12 protein-coding genes and 1 pseudogene are annotated in these 17,834 nt (G+C 66.7%); 8 read left to right on the top strand and 5 right to left on the bottom strand.

Annotated elements, in window-relative coordinates:
* The first annotated feature begins 1,006 nt into the window (after positions 1 to 1,006).
* From GE073_RS16965 to GE073_RS25500, 5 genes are all read left to right on the top strand, one after another.
* Complete coding sequence (locus GE073_RS16965; RefSeq protein ID WP_153783914.1) at positions 1,007 to 1,654, top strand: DUF1906 domain-containing protein; 648 nt, start codon at positions 1,007 to 1,009, stop codon at positions 1,652 to 1,654.
* 6 nt (positions 1,655 to 1,660) lie between these two features.
* Entirely contained in the window at positions 1,661 to 2,842 is a 1,182-nt protein-coding gene (locus GE073_RS16960; protein ID WP_153783913.1) for a hypothetical protein, read from the top strand.
* A 75-nt stretch (positions 2,843 to 2,917) separates the two neighbouring features.
* Complete coding sequence (locus GE073_RS16955; protein ID WP_153783912.1) at positions 2,918 to 4,483, top strand: hypothetical protein; 1,566 nt, start codon at positions 2,918 to 2,920, stop codon at positions 4,481 to 4,483.
* A gap of 30 nt (positions 4,484 to 4,513) precedes the next feature.
* Positions 4,514 to 8,161: a hypothetical protein gene (locus tag GE073_RS16950; protein ID WP_153783911.1), complete on the top strand. Its 3,648-nt coding sequence runs from the start codon at positions 4,514 to 4,516 to the stop codon at positions 8,159 to 8,161.
* 248 nt (positions 8,162 to 8,409) lie between these two features.
* Complete coding sequence (locus GE073_RS25500) at positions 8,410 to 8,721, top strand: hypothetical protein (RefSeq protein ID WP_153783910.1); 312 nt, start codon at positions 8,410 to 8,412, stop codon at positions 8,719 to 8,721.
* A 200-nt stretch (positions 8,722 to 8,921) separates the two neighbouring features.
* Here the strand turns inward: GE073_RS25500 and GE073_RS26060 are convergent.
* Positions 8,922 to 9,065, bottom strand: a pseudogene (locus tag GE073_RS26060) (DUF6199 family natural product biosynthesis protein); the annotation flags it as partial.
* A gap of 97 nt (positions 9,066 to 9,162) precedes the next feature.
* Complete coding sequence (locus GE073_RS16940; RefSeq protein ID WP_194843386.1) at positions 9,163 to 10,056, bottom strand: S8/S53 family peptidase; 894 nt, start codon at positions 10,054 to 10,056, stop codon at positions 9,163 to 9,165.
* A gap of 261 nt (positions 10,057 to 10,317) precedes the next feature.
* On the opposite strand from GE073_RS16940, the gene GE073_RS16935 reads away from it, so the two are divergent.
* Positions 10,318 to 12,768, top strand: a complete 2,451-nt coding sequence (locus tag GE073_RS16935) for a heavy metal translocating P-type ATPase (RefSeq protein ID WP_153783908.1) — start codon at positions 10,318 to 10,320, stop codon at positions 12,766 to 12,768.
* Between the two features lie 78 nt (positions 12,769 to 12,846).
* Here GE073_RS16935 and GE073_RS16930 read toward each other — a convergent pair whose 3' ends face one another.
* Positions 12,847 to 13,278, bottom strand: a complete 432-nt coding sequence (locus tag GE073_RS16930; protein ID WP_153783907.1) for a MarR family winged helix-turn-helix transcriptional regulator — start codon at positions 13,276 to 13,278, stop codon at positions 12,847 to 12,849.
* A 185-nt stretch (positions 13,279 to 13,463) separates the two neighbouring features.
* Between GE073_RS16930 and GE073_RS16925 the strand changes: the two genes are divergently transcribed.
* Together GE073_RS16925 and GE073_RS16920 are read left to right on the top strand one after the other, a co-directional pair.
* Positions 13,464 to 13,931, top strand: coding sequence for a CBS domain-containing protein (locus tag GE073_RS16925; RefSeq protein WP_153783906.1), 468 nt, complete (start codon positions 13,464 to 13,466; stop codon positions 13,929 to 13,931).
* Positions 13,932 to 14,107: 176 nt separating this feature from the next.
* Complete coding sequence (locus tag GE073_RS16920) at positions 14,108 to 15,376, top strand: competence protein CoiA (RefSeq protein ID WP_153783905.1); 1,269 nt, start codon at positions 14,108 to 14,110, stop codon at positions 15,374 to 15,376.
* Positions 15,377 to 15,487: 111 nt separating this feature from the next.
* Here the strand turns inward: GE073_RS16920 and GE073_RS16915 are convergent, their stop codons facing one another.
* Together GE073_RS16915 and GE073_RS16910 are read right to left on the bottom strand one after the other, a co-directional pair.
* The gene (locus tag GE073_RS16915) at positions 15,488 to 16,774 is read right to left on the bottom strand and encodes a glycoside hydrolase family 27 protein (RefSeq protein ID WP_153783904.1); all 1,287 of its coding nucleotides are present in this window, start codon (positions 16,772 to 16,774) and stop codon (positions 15,488 to 15,490) included.
* A 123-nt stretch (positions 16,775 to 16,897) separates the two neighbouring features.
* On the bottom strand, positions 16,898 to 17,779 hold the full coding sequence (locus GE073_RS16910) for an AraC family transcriptional regulator (protein ID WP_153783903.1): 882 nt from the start codon (positions 17,777 to 17,779) through the stop codon (positions 16,898 to 16,900).
* Positions 17,780 to 17,834: the final 55 nt, after the last annotated feature.

Here is a 17,834-nt window from a genome sequence, read left to right as displayed (position 1 = left end):
ACATGAACGGAGTTACGCGGAAAAACCGAGTAACTCGGGTGTGAGGTGATGCAGGCGGGTGGAGTTGCGCGGAAAAACCGAGTAACTCGGGTGTACGGGGATGCAGGCGGGTGGAGTTACGCGGAAAAACCGAGCAGCTCGGGTGTGAAGGGATGCAGGCGGGTGGAGTTACGCGGAAAAACCGAGTAACTCGGTTGTACGGGGCGGCAGGTGGGGGGAGTTGCGCGGAAAAACCGAGTAACTCGGGTGTGAGGTGATGCAGGCGGGTGGAGTTGCGCGGAAAAACCGAGTAACTCGGGTGTACGGGGATGCAGGCGGGTGGAGTTATGCGGAAGAACCGAGTAACTCGGGTGTACGGGGATGCAGGCGGGTGGAGTTACGCGGAAAAACCGAGCAGCTCGGGTGTGAGGGGGGGCAGGCGGGTGGAGTTACGCGGAAAAACCGAGTAACTGGGAGTTGTGCTGTCCTTGGAGACAATCGTGCGGGCGGGGAAACTGCTCGCCAGCTCGAAAAATCGATTTACTCAGGAACGAGGAAGCGCAGCATGATGGCGGTGGCGGCGAAAAGCTGGAGCGGAGAGGATGGACCCTCTTGGAGAAGCGGAGCGGTTCCCTTGAAGGCCGGATTCCTTCCGTTTCGGAAAGGGAGATCAGAGGAATCTGGGCTTCACAGGAATCGGAGAGAGGGGCCATCCGCGGAGCGGCGTAACAGCAAGCAGATGGCCATCCGCGGAGCGGCGCAACAGCAAGCAGAATGGTCCATCCGCGGAGCGGCGTTGAGCAAGCAAAGAGTCCATCTACGCATCGGCAAAGAAGCAGGCAGTCGAGGAATTGCATGACGCCCGCCATCTCCGGCCTCCCCGCTCCATGACGTCCGTCATCCCCCGCCCCCCGGCTCCATTACGCCCGTCACCGCATATACGGACAAAAACGGCGACGCCCGTCTCTGTCCGAATGACGCGCCGTCCCGGTATAACGGAGACAGGAAGTCGAAAGGAGAGGATAGGATGGCGAAAGGAATCGACACGGCGGTCAACTGCCACTCGCTGGTCAAGGCGATCCACGAGGCGGGCTATGCGTTCGTCGGCCGCTATTACAACCGCAACCGGCCGCAGAAGAATTTGACGAGGGAGGAGGCGGCCGCCCTGAGCGCGGAGGGGCTCTACATCGTCGCGGTGTGGGAGAACGGCTTTCCGACGAGCGCGGCTTACTTCGACTACGAGGCCGGCAAAAAAGACGGCGCCGACGCGGCGGCCTACGCTCGTCGGACGATCGGGCAGCCGGGAGGTACGCCGATCTACTTCACGGTCGACTACGACGCCTCCGAGGCGGATCTGAACGGACCGGTGCGCGACTACATTCGCGGCGTCGTCGAGTCGGTGCAGGCGGAAGGAGCCGAGGCGGCCGGCAAAGGCGGCAAGCCGTACGCGATCGGCATCTACGGTTCGGGCTACAGCTGCAGCCGCATCCGCGCCGAGCATCCGCAGGTCGCCTATGCCTGGCTGGCGGAGTCGCGCGGCTGGCGGGGGCATGAGGCGTTCGCCGGCTGGAATATCCGGCAGCTGCAAAGCACGACCGTTTGCGGCCTATCGGTCGACACGAACGAGTCGAGCGGCGACGGCGGCGGCTTCCGCATCGCCGTGCCGGCCGGGTAGCGGCCGATGGAGCTGACGCTTCGCAAGCCGCCGCGTCCGATCCGCGGCGCCGCGCTGCCGGCGGCGATCGCGCTGCTCGTGCTTGCGCTGGCGCTGCTGCCGCCGCTCGTGACCGCGTACAACCTCACCAAGGCGCCGACGCGGACGCTCATCGCCGAGCTCGATCGGGGCCGGACCGACGGGCTGCCCGTGACGGCCGACGAGCTGAAGGACCGGCAGGCAGCCAAAACCGCCGTCTCCCGGCTGCTCGGCCCTCCCCGAGCAACGAGCGCCGCCGCCCTCGGAGCGAACTCGACGGCAAACGGGCTCGGCTCCGGAACGGATCCGTCCGCAGACGCTGCCGCAGGCGGATCCGCCGGAGCGGGCGCCCTGGCTGCCGCCGCGGCTTCCCCGCCCGGCTCCCTGAAAGCGGCGCCCGCTCTCCCGGCCGGCTCCTCGCTGGCCGTCGTCGCTGCCGCCCCCGCCGCGCTCGATCCCGAGCGGCTCGCCGAGCTGAAGGAGTCGCTCAGCTCCGGCCAGGGGGCGCTCTGGGCTGGACATGCGCTGCTGCTGGCGCTGCTGTGCGGACTCGTCAGCAAGCGGCTGACCGGCCGTTATCGCGGGCTGCTCGTGAACGAGCGCAACGTCATGAGCCTGTCCCGCTTCCAGACGGTCGTCTGGACGGTGCTGCTGCTGTCCGCCTACTATACGGCCGCCTCGCTGCGAGCGTACGGCCTGGCGGACCCGACGGCCGCGCTGCAGATCGACATGGACTGGCAGCTGTGGGCGCTCATGGGCATCAGCGTCACCTCGCTCGTCGCCGCGCCCGTCATCCATGCGCAGAAGCAGGACAAGCAGCCGGATCCGGCCGCGGCAGCCAAGCTCGATCCGGAGCAGGTGGCGGCCGGCGACGGCATCCTGCTCGCCAAGCCGCGGTTCCAGGATGCGGCGTGGAACGACCTGTTCCAGGGCGAGGAGCTCAAGACCGCGGGCTACGTCGACCTGGCCAAGCTGCAGCTGTTCTTTTTCACCCTCGTCGGCGCGGCCGCCTACAGCGCGCTGCTGCTCCAGCTGTTCGGCACCGTCCCGGCGGAGGAGCTCGGGCAGCTGCCGACGCTGGGCCAAGGCTTCCTCGCCGTGCTCGGCATCAGCCATGCCGGCTATCTCGCCAGCAAGACCGTCGACCGCACGCAGACGGCGGACGATTGAACGGTGCCGCAGCGCCATGCCCTTCCGCCATTCCCCTTTCCACCGATCCCCATCCGAAAAGGAGTGCAAAAAACGATGACCGACAGCCGCAATGCCCTGACCGACTTCGACCTGTGCCTGGCGCTCGCCCAGACGAGTCTCGACAGCCAGCTCGGCTACGCCTGGAAAGCCTGGAAAAGACGGCGCCAGCTCGACGAGACGCTGAAGCTGCATCCGCTCAAGAAGGACGGCACGCCGTCCCCGTACGGCCTGACGGCGACGCTGGCCCCGCTGCGCGTCGATCTGAACGTGCCGGACGCCAAGCTGGCGCAGGTGAAAGTGACGCTGACGCTGCTGAGCGGCACCGTCACGTATTACGACGAGGACAACGACGAGGCCGCCGAGGCGCCGATCGACAACTGGAGCGTGTCCTTCCTCACCGATCTGGACAAAAAGCCGGTCGATCTCAAGGCGCTGCGCGCCATCGACCCGGCCAGCGCCCAGACGGCGCAGGACGCGATCGACTCCGCCAAGCAGCAGGCCGGCTTGCCGGATGACGTGTTCTCCATCGAGTACCTGTTCCTGGAGCTGACGAACGCGAACCTGCTGATGGCCGACAACCACGACGTCAACATCCCGCCGGACGTGCCGCAAGCGGCGCGCGTGAAGGCGCTGTCGCTGCTCGGCGGCCTGCTTCAGTCCGGCGACTCGGACGACTTCCTGCTCGGCACGGTCGTGCGCCGCAACGCGGGCCAGCAGCAGCCTCCGACGTTCGCGCTGACCGACTTCGTGTTCGACGTGCATGCGGTGCCGGAAGCGCCCGCCGCGAGCACGCTCAGCTATCTCGGCGCGCTCGCCGGACGCCCGCTGCCGGCGGACAAGGACGGCGCGCGCGTCGCGCTCCAGGACCGCTGGATCGATCCGGCGATGCTGGACGGCTCGAAGGGGCTCGTCTCGGGCCTGCTCGCGATCCGCAAGGAGGTGTTCGTGGACAACTATCTCATGCCCCAGTTCGCCAAGGCGCTCGGCGGCCTGCAGCCGCAGGCGGACGGCTTGAACCGCCGCTTCCAGCGGGAGGAGACCGAGTCGAACCGCAGCCGCGACATCATCGACCACTTCATCGACCTGACGAAAGGCTTCGAGCTGAACGTGGCGATCCGCCCGGGCAGCGCCTCGATGGACGTCACCGGCCGCGTCTACTGCTCCTTCGTCTATCGCGAGCATACGCTCGGCCCGGCCGGCATGGAGACGGCCAAGCTCGACGCCGCCGGCGAAGCCCCGATCACGGGCAGCGTCGCCCTCTCGACGCCGGGAGGCACGAGCGCGTTCCGGCTCGATCCGCAGTTCGACTATTCGTTCGGCGACTTCCATACGACCCGGAGCGAAGCGAGCGGCTTCGGCAAGGTCGAGGAGGCGTTCTCGGAAATTCCGAAGCTGCTCGGCATCACGGGCGGCACGCTGCTGGAAATCATGACCCATGCCGCCAGCGACATCGTCGGCGAGCTGGAGTCCGGCCTCCGGCAGGCGTTCTCGCAGCTCGAGCTCGACCTGTCGCAGCATAGCTTCGTGCCGCCGGGCGGAGGCGTGTTCGCCTTCCAGAACTTCCGGTTCTCCGGCGCGACGGGCGACCTGCTGCTGGACGCGATCTACAAGGCGCCTTAAGGCGCGACCTTAGAAGGGAGAGGGATGGATATGGCAGACAAGCAGCCCCGCGTGGAGGCGTTCTCGGCAAAGGATGCTTCAGGCAAGGAGTGGAGCTTCACCGTCAGCTCCGACATTATCGACCACTATGAGCAGGCGCGCGTATTCGGACCGGAGGCGCTCGCCGATCCGGCGGAGGTCGGACGGTACCAGCGGCGGATTGTCTCGCTGCCGGACCATCGCGGCGGCGCCGTGCTGCCGATGCTGCTCAGCATCGGCACGGACGGCGAGCTGTTCCTGGCGCGGCGCGACCTCGAGTCGCCCGACGGCTGGCAGACGATCGACCTGACGCCCGGACGGACGGCGGACGGATCGCCCCGCGTGCAGGCGATCGGCGCGGCGTGGACGGAGGACGACCGGATCGCGCTGGCGGTCGCGACGGAGGAGGCCGGCGGTACGGGCGCGAGCCGGATCTGGACGGCCTTTGACCTGAGCAGCGCCGCCACCGCCTGGGAGACGCTGATCTGGACCGACGGCGGGACGAGGGAAGGGCGGCGCGTCGAGGCGATCCGCGTGCTGGACGAGGGCGACGGCAGCTGGACGGCCGTGCTGGCCGGACACGGGGGAGCGGGCGACCTGCTCTATCTGCTCCGCAGCGGCGGCAAAACCGGCTTCGCCGACGCGCTCGTATTCAATCCGGCGACGACGCTGGACGAGATCTACGACTTCGAGGCGGGCGTGCATCCGACCTACGGCTCGGGGCTGTACGTGCTCGGCACCGGCAGCGGCACCGACACGCTTATGTTCCGGCCGTTCCCCGACTATGACGCATCCGGCCATGCGGCGACCGTGCCGCCGGTCGTGCCGCTGCCTTGTCCGGCGGGAGCCCGCCTGCTGGAGACGGGCCTGACCGGAGCGGACGGCACCGACCTGTACGTCGGCGGCAGCGGCGTCAGCCTGCTGACGGCGGACGAGCAGGACAACGCCGACCAGGCCGCGCCGGCGGTCGTCGTGCCGCCGGAGGCCGCGCCGGCCGTGACCGATCTGTGCCTGGCCGAGCGTCCATCCGCAGGCGGCAAGGCGACGAGCGTCTGGTGCCTGCTGCAGGACGGCGGCCTGCTGACGGCCGCCCAGGACGCGGGCGGCGGCTGGCTGGCGCCGCTGCTCGTGCGGACCGGCGTGCTGGAAATGGCTCCGGCCATGGGCGACGGCAGCCTGCGCTCGTCCGTGCTGGCGGTGTACGCCGGCGGCGGAGCGGGGCTGATCGCCCAGGCGGCGGACGGCCGCAGCTGGCAGGAGACGGAGCTGCGCGTGCAGGATCCGGCCGCGATGATCGCCTCCACCTGCTACGCCGTCACGCTGCGCGTCGTCGAGCCTTCGACCGGCGAGCCGCGCCTGGGCGTCGCCGTGCAGGTCGAGGCGTCCGCGCCGACGAACATCCTGATCGGCGGCCGCCCGGCCTTCATCGGCCCGGGAGTCTCGGCGCAGGCCGTCACCGGCGCGGACGGGGGCGTCAGCCTGTACAGCCGCGTCCAGTCGCTGGCGCCGCCGTCGTATCGGCTGACGGTCGCCGGGCTGGACGGCCATCTCGACCTGCAGCCGGCGGCGGCCGCGCTGGAGCGGTTCGCCAGCCTGACCGGAGCGGAGCTGCGCTCGGCGACGGTGGCCATGCCCGGCGGCGAGCAGCCGCTGCTGCCGGATGCCTGGCGCTCCGGCTCGGGCGCGGAACAGGCCGACGCCGTCGCAAGCGCGCTGCGCCAAGGCGCGCAGCTCGCCGCCGGGCCGAGCGGCAGCTCGTGGACGATCCGGCGCAGCGCGGCCGGAGACCCGTACCGCTCGGACCTTTCCGCCTCGTCCGTGCCGGACGGCTACCGCTGGGGCATCGTCGCCGACGGCCGCGGCGGCGTGCAGGCCGCGGACGACAGCGTCATCGGACGCCTCGTGCAGGCGGCGGAGAGCGCGGAGAGCTTTTTCGTCCAGCTCGGCCATACGGTCGCGGACTTTTTCGAGGGACTGGCTCATCGGGCGGAGGAGGCGTGGACGTTCGTGCTGCACAAGGCGGAGGACGCGCTGCACTTCGTCTGCGAGCTCGGCGGCAAGATCAAGCGCTTCGTGCTGAGCTGCCTCGAGGAGGCGGCGGGCTTCTTCCGCTGGCTGTGGCGGCAGGTGGAGACGGGGCTCGACAAGGTGTGGCAGTTCCTCAAGTTCCTGTTCAGCTGGGAGGACGTGCTGATCGTCCGCGACGCGATGAAGGAGGCGGTCGACGACGCGCTCGGCTACGTGCGCAGCCGGATCTCCGCGCTCAAGCCGACCGTGGAGAGCGGCTTCCGCTCGGCGATGCTGGCGCTCGACAGCTGGCGGCCGGAGGGGGGAGCGGCGTTCCAGCCCAGCCCGCCGGCTCCGGGCGAGAGCCTTCAGGACAAGCTGGAGGCGGCCGCGTCTCCGGTGCGGGAGTTCATCGACGCCATTACCGGCAACAGCGTCGTCAGCTGGGTGCGCCGCAAGCTCGACGACGCGGTCGGCGAGATCGTGCATGTCGACGGGCCCGATCCGGCGGCGGAAACGATCCAGGCGGTGGAGACGTTCATCGAAGGGCTCGTGTCCGACGAGGCGCAGGCGCTGATCGACACCTGGGACCGCGTCGAGGCGGACCTGTCGGCGCTGTTCGGCGGCAAGCTGCCGGGACGGTCGGCGCTGTCGCTGGAGACGTTCCGCGATGCGGCGGCAGCCGTGGCGGCCGACGTCGCGGAGGGGCTGCTCGAAGGGCTGCAGGCGCTCGTGCTGCGCTCGCTCGACCTGATGGACGCGCTGATGGGGGCGCTGCGCGACGCCTTGTTCGCGAGAGTCCGGTTCCCGTTCGTGGAAAAGCTCGTCGAGCTCGTCGCGCCGGGCACGCATGTCGACGCCTCCTTCTCGCTGATCGACGGTATGCTGCTGCTGCTCGCCGTGCCGGCGACGATCGCCTACAAGCTGATCGTCGGCGAAGCGCCGCTCGCCAAGGGCGAGATCGTGCCGCTCGCCTTCGGCAACGTCACGGCGCAGTCCGGCTTCTCGGCGCTGAACCGGTTCAGCTGGATCGGCGGGCTGATCGGAGCCTTCCTCAAGGCGGGTGCCGCCGCCTACGCCTGGGCCCAGCAGGCGAGCGACGACGCCAAGCCGTCCAAGCCGGCGATGTTTTTCGGCGTCGCCGTCCAAGGCATCGGCACGGCAGTCGAGGCGATGAGCCGGCGCACGACCCGCGGGGACGCGGTGGAGGCGATCGACGACACGAACCTCGCGATCTCCTCGTTCATGTCGACCAAGGCGCTCGTGCCGGCGCTCGCCTCGCTGACGAAAACGTACAGCGACCTGGAGTCGGCCGCGTTCAAGAAGCTGGCCAAAGCCAATGCCGCGATCGACCTTGTCTGCACCGGCGTCCGCACCGTGCTGCGCACGGCGGCGTTCGGCATCCTGATCGACGAGGAGCGCAAGTCGGGTGATCCTGCCGTGCGCGGCATGCAGACGGCGGAGTCGCTGCTGTGGGTCGACAATTTCTTCGACTATACGGGATCGATGCTGGCCTCGGCCGCGGTGCTGGACGACGAGCCCGAGACGAAGACGATCCTGCTTGGCGTCAGCACGGCGGAAAAAGCCGCCGCGATGCTGGTGGACATCGGCTATGTGATTGCGGTCCAGAAAAACAATCAGCCGGCGTTTTGACGGGGGCCGGGATAGGCCGATAGAGCGGCATAGGCCGATAGAGAGGATAGGCGGATAGGAGAGGGAGAGGCCGATAGAGAGGATAGGCGGATAGAGCGGAATGGACCTGAGGCGGAGCGATCCGCCTCGGGTTTATTTTGTTCGGGAGCGAGGGGGGGCCTGCCGGGAGGCCGGGAGGAGGGAACGCCAAAGCGGGGCGGGACTGGGGCGAGAGGAAGCGCGGCGAGATCCGCCGACGGCTTGGTCGGATGGGGGATGCCCGATGCGGAAAGCGGGCTGCAGGCGCTGGCGGGCTGCGAGAACTGCCGGAGCTGCCGGAGCTGGCGGAACGGGCAAAAGTGCAGGCTGACGGGGTTGGCGGAAGTGCCGGAGCTGGCGGGCTGCGAGAACTGCCGGAGCTGCCGGAACTGCCGGAGCTGCCGGAACTGCCGGAGCTGCCGGAGCTGCCGGAGCTGCCGGAACTGCCGGAACTGCCGGAGCTGCCGGAACTGTCGGAACTGCCGGAGCTAACGATACTGCAAGTCGTTATTGGCCCGAAAAGAGCGCGATTGGAGATTTAACGATACGGAGAAGCGCTATTGGCGGGGAATACGTTGATGTGCAGCGGAATCGGCCCGATAGCGTCTGTGAGTATCGTTAGAATTTCGGAATGGCCGTTTTGAGCGAAATAGCGTCTCTGAGTATCGTTGGCGTTATGGAGCAGGAGGCGGGGCGCCTTACCGCACTGGCAGAGACGTGGGATTCGGCCGACCCAAGTGCATTAGTCGAAAAGATAAGCCAGGCATCCCATCAATACGATCAACATGAAGGTGACCGATAGAATCTTCACATAAATGAGGTAGGAGTCCGATGGCTCGGTTCCGTCGTCCGTTGTCCAGCCAATCGTAATCCGCCATACTTTTTCCGGATAGAACCAAGTCGCGACCGATCCCCCTCACGAAATGAACATTCGACTCCAGCCATCGGCGCCTTGCCGGGAGCGGATCAAGGGATTCGACGGCTCATAACAACAGCGGCCAATGGCTGCTTCCTTCGTCGTCGGCAATGAATTCGGCGCCAGCCAGCAGCAATGCGAGCTGCTCATCCACGCCGATGCCGGGAAAGCGGCTGCAAAGAGCTGCCAGCCGACCGGCCGCGAAGGCTGCCGCGCCGCTCGTATGCCCGGGCGGATGGGCGGGAGCGAACAACGTCGTGCCGCCGACTGCCGCTGCTGCCGGCGCTCGCTGGCTGTTCGGCTCGAGCATCCAGCCGCCAGCCGCACCCCCGTCCGCTTCGCGCAGCCGCTCCTCCAGCAAGCCCCCGTCCGCTTCGCCGAGTCGCTCCGCCTCCGGCACACAACCGTCCGCCTCGTCCCGTCTCCCCTCGCCCCGCCCGCAAACGGCTGCGCCGACGCTGACCGCGTCCGGGCAGCTGGCCGGCCAGGACATGCCCCAGCAACGCTGCCGCCGCGCAGCAGCATAAAAATTGCCGGCCGCAGCGACAAAAGCGACGCCTCGCCGCCGCAGCTCGCGGATCCGCTCCGCCGTCTCCGGCTGGCCGTCCGGCTCGTCCGGCAGCAGATGCCGGCCGTCGCCGAAGGCGGCGCAGACGACCGTCGGCCCCTCCGGCAGCTCGCGCAGGATGCGCTCAAGCGCGTCGGCGACCCGGCCGCGCTCCCACAGCGCGCTGCGCCGATCGAGCAGCCGGACCGGCACGAGCCGGATCGGCGCCGGCCCGCAAGCCTCGAGCAGCGTGCGCGCGACGGCCGTGCCATGCCCATGCGGATCGGAGCTGTCGTCCGGGGAGCCGTGCCGGCTCATGTTGAAGCCGGCGTGCAGGCGGACATGCGGAAATTCCTTGGCTGCGTCCGGATCGAATCCGGTATCCATGACAAAAACCGTCACCGCTGCAGGCATGAGGCAGAGCCTCCTTTCGTCTGCGAGCCCTTTTCGATGCCGCGGCTGCCGATTCCTGCTCAAGATGCGCGGAGCCATGAGGCGCAAGGACGCCGAACCGGCGCCAGCCTGGCCCGCAACGCCCTCCGATGCCGCTGCATATCGACACCGGCATGGAGCCAATCTAAGGAAATAGGCGATTGATGGCGGATTTACTTCTTGACCAATATAGGGGTGGGGGGTATATTGGAGTCAAGGAATCACCATTGGAGGAGAAGCGAGATGGCTCGAACAGACTCAACGACCGCCCCGTCGGGCGAGCATAAATCCGTCCTGCAGCTGACCGGCATGACCTGCGCGGCCTGCGCGACGCGCATCGAGAAGGGCTTGGGCAAGATGGACGGCGTTTCGGCGGCCAGCGTCAATTTCGCGACCGAGCAGGCGAGCGTCGTCTACGATCCGGGCAAGGTCGACCGCGAAGCGTTGGAGGATAAAGTGAAGAAGCTGGGCTACGGCACGGCGAACGATACGATCCAGCTGCGGCTGGAGGGCATGACCTGCGCCGCTTGCGCCGCGCGCATCGAGAAGGGGCTCTCCCGCATGCCCGGCGTCGCCTCGGCGACGGTGAACTTTGCGATGGAGACGGCGCGCGTCGACTACGCTCCGGGCGAGGTCGGCCTCGCCGACATGCAGGAGAAGGTGGCGAAGCTCGGCTATAAGGCGCTGCCGATGGAGCAGGAGGAGGGCGGGGCGGAGGCGCGCAAGCGCAAGGAACTGAAAAGGCAGGCGCTGCGCCTCGCCGTCTCGGCGCTGCTCTCGCTGCCGCTGCTGTACACGATGGCGGCGCATTTCGGCTTCCTGTCGTGGCTGCCGGTGCCGGCGCTGCTGATGAATCCGTGGCTGCAGCTCGCCTTGGCCACGCCGGTGCAGTTCGTGATCGGGGCGCCTTTTTACCGGGGGGCGTTCAACGCGCTGCGCAGCGGCGGGGCGAACATGGATGTGCTCATCGCGCTCGGCACGTCGGCGGCCTATTTCTACAGCCTGTACCTGACGATCGAGTGGCAGCTCGCCGGCGGCGGCGCGCATCACGGCGCGCCGTCGCTCTACTACGAGACGAGCGCCGTGCTCATCACGCTCGTCGTGACCGGCAAGCTGCTCGAGGCGCTGGCCAAGGGCCGCGCGTCCGAGGCGATCAAGTCGCTCATCGGCCTGCAGGCGAAGACGGCGACCGTGCTGCGGGACGGCCTGGATGTCGCGGTGCCGCTCGAGGAAGTCGCCGTCGGCGATCTCGTGCGCGTCCGCCCCGGCGACAAGATTCCGGTGGACGGACTCGTCGAGGACGGCAGCAGCAGCGTCGACGAGTCGATGCTGACGGGGGAGAGCCTGCCTGTCTCCAAGCAGGCCGGAGATTCGGTCACTGGCGCGACGATCAACAAAAACGGCGCGCTGCTCGTCCGCTCGACGCGGGCCGCAGGCGACTCCACGCTGGCGCAGATCGTCCGCATCGTCGAGCAGGCGCAAGGGTCCAAGGCGCCGATTCAGCGGGTCGCCGACCGCATTTCCGGCATTTTCGTGCCGATCGTCGTCGCGGCGGCGCTCGCGGCCGGACTTATCTGGTACTTCCTGATCGCTCCGGGGGACTTTGCCCGCGCGCTGGAGATCGCGATCGCCGTGCTCGTCATCGCCTGCCCGTGCGCGCTCGGCCTGGCGACTCCGACCTCGATCATGGCGGGCTCCGGGCGCGCCGCGGAGCTCGGCATCCTGTTCAAGGGCGGGGAGCATCTGGAGCAGACGCATAAAGCCGATACGATCGTGCTCGACAAGACCGGCACGGTCACCGAGGGCAAGCCGGTGCTGACCGACGTGCTGCCGGCGATGGAGCGCGACGAGCTGCTGCGCCTGACGGGAGCGGCGGAGCTCGGCTCCGAGCATCCGCTGGCCGAGGCGATCGTCGCCGGCATCCGCCGCGACCTGCCGGAGCTGCCGGAGCCGACGTCCTTTGAAGCGATCCCGGGCTACGGCATCCAGGCGGTGGTCGAAGGCCGCCGCGTGCTCGTCGGCACGCGCCGCCTGATGGAGCGCGAGGACGTGGACGCCGCAGCCGCCCATCCGCAGATGGAGGCGCTGGAGCGGGACGGCAAGACGGCGATGCTCGTCGCCGTCGACGGCCGCTACGCCGGGCTGGTCGCCGTCGCCGACACGATCAAGCCGAGCTCGGGCGAAGCCGTGGCGAACCTGAAGGAGATGGGCTTGCGCGTCATCCTGATGACCGGAGACAACGAGCGCACGGCCCGGGCGATCGCCGCCCAGGCCGGCATCGAGGAGGTCAGGGCCGAGGTGCTGCCGGAGGGCAAGGCGGACGAGGTGAGCCGCCTGCAGCGCGAAGGCCGCGTCGTAGCGATGGTCGGCGACGGCATCAACGACGCGCCGGCGCTCGCCACGGCCGACATCGGCATGGCGGTCGGCACCGGCTCGGACGTCGCCCTGGAGGCGGCCGACGTGACGCTCATGCGCGGCGACCTGCGCAGCATCCCGGAAGCGATCCGGATGAGCCGCAAGACGATGGCCAACATCCGCCAGAACCTGTTCTGGGCGCTCGGCTACAACTCGCTCGGCATCCCGGTCGCGGCCGCCGGCCTGCTGGAGCCGTGGGTCGCCGGCGCGGCGATGGCGCTCAGCTCCGTCTCGGTCGTGCTGAACGCGCTGCGCCTGCAGCGCGTCCAGGCGGGCTGACCCGCCTCGCGGACGCGACTTGGCCGACAGACCTTGCGGCCGCCTCGGCAGGCCCGCCTCGCCGGCTGATCCGCCGATCTAGCCCTCCGACACGGACTCGCCGAACTTCTGGAGCAGGCGGCTGAACTGCTCGACCTCCTGCGCGGTCCAGCCTTCCAGCAGCTCGCCGACGCGCTCGGTCCGCATCTGCTTGTTCCGCTCCAGCTCCAGGCGGCCGAGCTCCGTAAGCTCGAGCGTATATGCGCGGCGGTCGTTCTCCACCGGCCTGCGTGCGAGATGGCCCTTCTTCTCGAGCGCGGCCGTCTGGCGGCTGATTGTCGAGCTGTCCAGCCGGAACTCCTCGGCCAGCGTCTTGACCGACGCCCAGCCGCTGCCGGCGATATGGTCGAGCAGCAAATAGGCGGCGCGGTCGAGGCTGTCGCCGCTCTTGCGGTACGTCGTTTCCGCGATGAGGCGCCGGATCAGGTGGGACAGCTCCATTTCGATCGTTTCGACTGCATGTGGGTCCATCGTCTCTCCTCCTGACAAGAGAGGCAGCGCCGATCGCCTTCCCGGGCGCCATCCGCCGTCTCCTTGACCTGCCATGACGCATACTCTGCATTGACAGGCATCTATACAGTTGTATAATACAATTATATAGTTGCATGATGCAAGTATTGTCTAGCAGACGGGAACGCTGCCGGGGGGTGCGGGGGATGAAGGCGCATGAGATCATGATCCGCCAGGTCCACAAGGTCAAGGAGACAGACACGCTCAGGGACGTCGTCGAGAAGTTCATCAAGTACAGGATCAGCGGCTTGCCGGTCGTCAACGAGCGCAACGAGATCGTCGGCTACATCAGCGATGGCGACATCATGCGCTACATCGGCCAGCGGGAGGACTTCGTCCTCGACGCGTTTTATTTTTCGGCCGTGATGAGCATGAACGAGGGCGAGTACGACGACCGCACGCGCCGGCTGCTCGGGCGCAACGTCATGGAGCTGTCGCGCAAGAAGGTCGTGGCGGTCAGCCAGGACGAGGACGTCGCGCAGATCGCGGGACTGCTCGGCCGCAAGCGGATCAAAAAGGTGCCCGTGCACCGCGGCGGCGTGCTCGTCGGCATCATCAGCCGCGGCGATGTCATCCGGCATTCCTTCGGCAGCTATTTGACCGAGGAAAGCTGAAAAAGGTGGAAGGAGAACCGGCCGAGCCGGCTTCCCTTCCACCTTTTTTGCGTCCGCAGCGCCCGCCGAAGCGGGAGCGAGCCGTTAAACGATGGAGGAAGGGGGTTGAAACAATTGGACACTAATTGCCGTAGATTTGATATATTTGGAAGTATCACCTGACTGGGGGTTTGGTCATGCACCATGCTGATTATTTGGGGGAAACGGTCTATATTGAGTCGCAGCTTGATTCAGCTTTACCGCGAGCTGAGGCAGTTAAGAAGCTGAAGAAAGCTGCCGAGAAGGGAGCATATTCTTGTAGGAACTGTAGACGGCTACTCCTGGTGCGTGACGGGCAGCGAGGCTTATATTTCGCCCACAACAAAAATGAGACATGTGAGCTGCAGCAGAGCCGTATAACCTATGATCGCCAGACGGCCCGTGAGAGCAAGAAGCACTCAGTGATTCGAGAATTTGTCCATGACGTCCTAAAGGGGCAAGAGAAACTTCGTCCGGATCTGAAGGTAGAGATGGGGTACATCGCCAAGGCGGGGGAGCGCTGGGCGCATCTGCCGGACTTAGTCGTCCGCTACCGGGACCGAGAAATGGCCATCTCAATCCTGACCAACGTCGATCGCCGGCGGGACCGTCGTCTCGTTCAGACCCTGAAAAAACGTCAGCAGTTTTTTAAGGACCAGGGGATGGAGACCCTCTGGTTTATTGATGAGGGAGAGCAGTCGATCGATCCGGAGAACCGTGTCATTTACCTGTGGGAATCGGAACTAGACCTGTCTTCTAAAACAGATCAAGACCAACAGTGGGACGAGCTGCTGGAGTATCTATCTGGAGTAGACAATGCAGAGACGATCTTTAGAATGTTCGGCTACAGGCATGCAGGAGAGTTTCCTCCGCCGCTGGACACTCGGAGCCTGTATTACGTCCACTCCACTGATGAGGGTATATTCTTCTCGGTGCATCGCTTTCTTCCGGATCAACGGCAGATGCCATTCCAGGCTTTTGCTTTGAATGATGGGTACCGCATGGGCATTGACACGGCTCTTTCCTTTGAGACCAACTTAGCGCTTCATCACCCCATTCGTGAGGCTGAGGACAAGGAACGGTTCAAGACACTCTTTCTCGAACATGCCGAGGCCTGGACTACCAAGATGCAAGCTAAGCAATCCCGGCCAGAGCAGCAAGTGGAAACCGCAATCGTAGCTACAAAGTCAGCAGCTGCAAGAGAATGGAAGCCACGTGAGGCCTTGCCAGCAAGAATGCGCTACAACGAACTCGAAGACTTTGTCTGGGATCGGTTTAACATGACGCAGCAGCAACAGCTCCGGTTATGGCATGAATACGTGATGCGCCGCGGGCTGAAGCGTTTCGAGCGGCTTTGGGAACTGGCTGAGACAGTGGATACATTCACTGATTTTGAAGCGCTGCTGAAACAAGAGCCGAGGCACTAACGCCTCGGCTCTTCTTTTACGATCGCAACTCAATGTAACAAGAAGCCGAGCGCCGTTCCGTGCGGGCGCAGCCCGCTCAGCCCGCGGCCTGAACCACGGACTGCCTCCCCGCTAGGCGGGATCGAGCCGGTACAGCGCCGCTCCGTGCGGAGGCAGCTCGGCGCTCAGCCGGCCGTCCGCAAGCTCGGCGGACTGGCCGCTCCACAGCTCCTTGGCCGTGAAGGCGCCGTCGCCTCCGAGCTCGGAAAGCGTCGCGGCGACGGCCGCCGCCTGCTCGCCGACGTTGAACAGCGCCGCGTACAAGCTGCCGCCGTCGCCGTCCGCCGCCCAGACGATCGAGCCGCCCTCGCGCTTGACCAGCCGGGCGCCGCTGCTGCTCCGGTGCAGGCGCAGCACGTCGCGGTTGGTCAGCAGGCTGTTCGTCCACGCGTCGTTGTCGCGCAGCTCGCCTCCGAAAAACAGCGGCGAGCGGAACAGGCACCAGAGCGTCATCATCGTCACCTGCTCGTCCCGCGTGAAGCGGGTCAGCCGGTCGGCGCCGCCTCCGTCGACGGAGCGGATGCCGATATGGCCGAGCGGCAGCATGTCGCAGTCCGGCCAGGCGCCGTCCGCTCCGAGGCCCTGCCACCGCTCGCAGCGGTCGAACATGTCGAGCAGCAGCTCCCAGCGGTCCCAAAAGTCGTCGGTGATGCGCCATAGGTTCGCTCCGGCCTTCAGCTGCTCGGCCTGCTCGACCGCCGCGGGTCCGGGCGACAGGCTCAGCACGATCGGCCGCCCGCAGCGGTCGATCGCCCGCCGGATCAGCGCGATCTCCTCGAGATGGGCGCCGTACAGCCGGGACGCGGCGATGTCGTCGACCTTGACGAAGTCGACGCCCCACTCCGCATACAGCGCGAACAGCGAGTCGTAGTACGCCTGCGAGCCTTCGTGCCGCGGATCGACGCCGTACATGTCGGTGTTCCACGGGCAGATCGAGTTCGGATGCGCGATGTCGCGCGCCGTCGCCTCGCTGCCGAGGATCGGGGACGCGGCATGGACTGCCTGGCGGGGGATGCCGCGCATGATGTGGATGCCGAACTTCAGGCCGAGCCCGTGCACGTAATCGGCCAGCGGACGGAAGCCTTTGCCGCCGGCGGCGGAAGGAAAGCGGTTCGCGGCGGGCATCAGGCGGGAATGGCCGTCCATCTCCAGTGGAACGAACTTGCGGTAGAGGGAGCTGCTCGCTCCGGGCTCGTACCACTGGATGTCGACGACGACGTACTCCCAGCCGAACGGCTTCAGCCGCTCGGCCATGTACTCCGCGTTGCCGCGGATTTCTTGCTCGGTGACGGCTGCGCCGTAGCAGTCCCAGCTGTTCCAGCCCATGGGCGGGGTCGGCGCGAGGTTCAGATGGCTCATCGTTTCCTCCTGTTTTCGCATCAAGCAGCGTTCTTTCTTGAACTATACTCGACGCGTCCCGGCGCCAACTACGACAATTTCACGCAGGCAATAGCATGAAATTGCTGTCTTGCTCCGAGAGGCTCAGTCGAAAAAGATGCGGCTGTAGGGAAGCCCTTCGCCGCCCAGGCGGAACGAGCCCGGCGTCCGACCGGTCAGCCTGCGGAACGCCTTGATGAAATAGCTGCCGCTGCTGTAGCCGACAGCCGCGCCGATCCGCTCGATGCTCCAGTCCGTCGAGCCGAGCAGCTCCACGGCCTTCTGGATGCGCACGCGGGCGAGGTACTGCGCCGGCGTCACGCCGGCATGGCGGGCGAAGCTGCGGACGAAGTGGAATCGGGACAAGCCGACCCGGTCGGCCAGCTCATGCTGGCTGATCATGTCGGCATAGCGCGTCCGCATGCAGTCGGCCGCTTCGCGGATCGCAGCGGGCCAGTCCGTCTCCGGACGGGCGCCGGTCGACGCCCAGCGGCAGAGCTCGACGAGAAAGGCGTGCACGCAGGAGGAGGCGACGAACGGATCGGATATTCCGCCCGCGCTGGCGCGCTGGAACAGATCGCGCAGCAGCAGGATCGGCGGACTGTCCGCCGACAGGCGGGGAAAGGGGCCGGTCCTGCTTTTGACGTAGTCCCACAAGCCCTGCGCATGCGTCGGCCGGAGGAGAACGAAATAGAACTCCCACGGCTCCTTTCCTCCCGGATAGCGGTAGCGGTGGCGGCCGGGAATTTCCGTCAAAAAGGCTTCTCCCGCCGACAGCCGGCGTTCGCCGCCGCTCTCGTAGATTCCTTCGCCGCTCGTCGTATATTGGAAAAGCAGGAGCGGGCCGTCGGTCCGCTTCTCCCCGTCCCAGTCGTAGTCCGTCGAGTCGATCGCCTCACGGCCGACCGCGAACAGGCTGCAAAGCGGCAGCTCCGCGCTCTCCTGGAAGCGGAACCCGTAGATGCCGTAGCCTTCGTTTCTCGCCATATGCGCCGTCCCTTCCTCCATGCTGAATGAATCCATCGTAAAGCGGACGGGCGGC

The sequence above is a fragment of the Paenibacillus sp. B01 genome (assembly GCF_009649995.1).
GTDB lineage: Bacteria > Bacillota > Bacilli > Paenibacillales > Paenibacillaceae > Paenibacillus_O > Paenibacillus_O pasadenensis.
The sequence above is the reverse complement of the archived record's forward strand: the minus strand, read 5'-3'. Positions and strand labels throughout refer to the sequence as shown.

What these genes read in the sequence shown, in the direction of transcription:
- GE073_RS16965 (WP_153783914.1), top strand. Translation starts at nt 1,007, where the DNA reads ATGGCGAAAGGAATCGACACGGCGGTCAACTGCCACTCGCTGGTCAAG.
- GE073_RS16960 (WP_153783913.1), top strand. Translation starts at nt 1,661, where the DNA reads ATGGAGCTGACGCTTCGCAAGCCGCCGCGTCCGATCCGCGGCGCCGCG.
- GE073_RS16955 (WP_153783912.1), top strand. Translation starts at nt 2,918, where the DNA reads ATGACCGACAGCCGCAATGCCCTGACCGACTTCGACCTGTGCCTGGCG.
- GE073_RS16950 (WP_153783911.1), top strand. Translation starts at nt 4,514, where the DNA reads ATGGCAGACAAGCAGCCCCGCGTGGAGGCGTTCTCGGCAAAGGATGCT.
- GE073_RS25500 (WP_153783910.1), top strand. Translation starts at nt 8,410, where the DNA reads ATGGGGGATGCCCGATGCGGAAAGCGGGCTGCAGGCGCTGGCGGGCTG.
- GE073_RS16940 (WP_194843386.1), bottom strand. Translation starts at nt 10,056, where the DNA reads ATGCCTGCAGCGGTGACGGTTTTTGTCATGGATACCGGATTCGATCCG.
- GE073_RS16935 (WP_153783908.1), top strand. Translation starts at nt 10,318, where the DNA reads ATGGCTCGAACAGACTCAACGACCGCCCCGTCGGGCGAGCATAAATCC.
- GE073_RS16930 (WP_153783907.1), bottom strand. Translation starts at nt 13,278, where the DNA reads ATGGACCCACATGCAGTCGAAACGATCGAAATGGAGCTGTCCCACCTG.
- GE073_RS16925 (WP_153783906.1), top strand. Translation starts at nt 13,464, where the DNA reads ATGAAGGCGCATGAGATCATGATCCGCCAGGTCCACAAGGTCAAGGAG.
- GE073_RS16920 (WP_153783905.1), top strand. Translation starts at nt 14,108, where the DNA reads ATGCACCATGCTGATTATTTGGGGGAAACGGTCTATATTGAGTCGCAG.
- GE073_RS16915 (WP_153783904.1), bottom strand. Translation starts at nt 16,774, where the DNA reads ATGAGCCATCTGAACCTCGCGCCGACCCCGCCCATGGGCTGGAACAGC.
- GE073_RS16910 (WP_153783903.1), bottom strand. Translation starts at nt 17,779, where the DNA reads ATGGCGAGAAACGAAGGCTACGGCATCTACGGGTTCCGCTTCCAGGAG.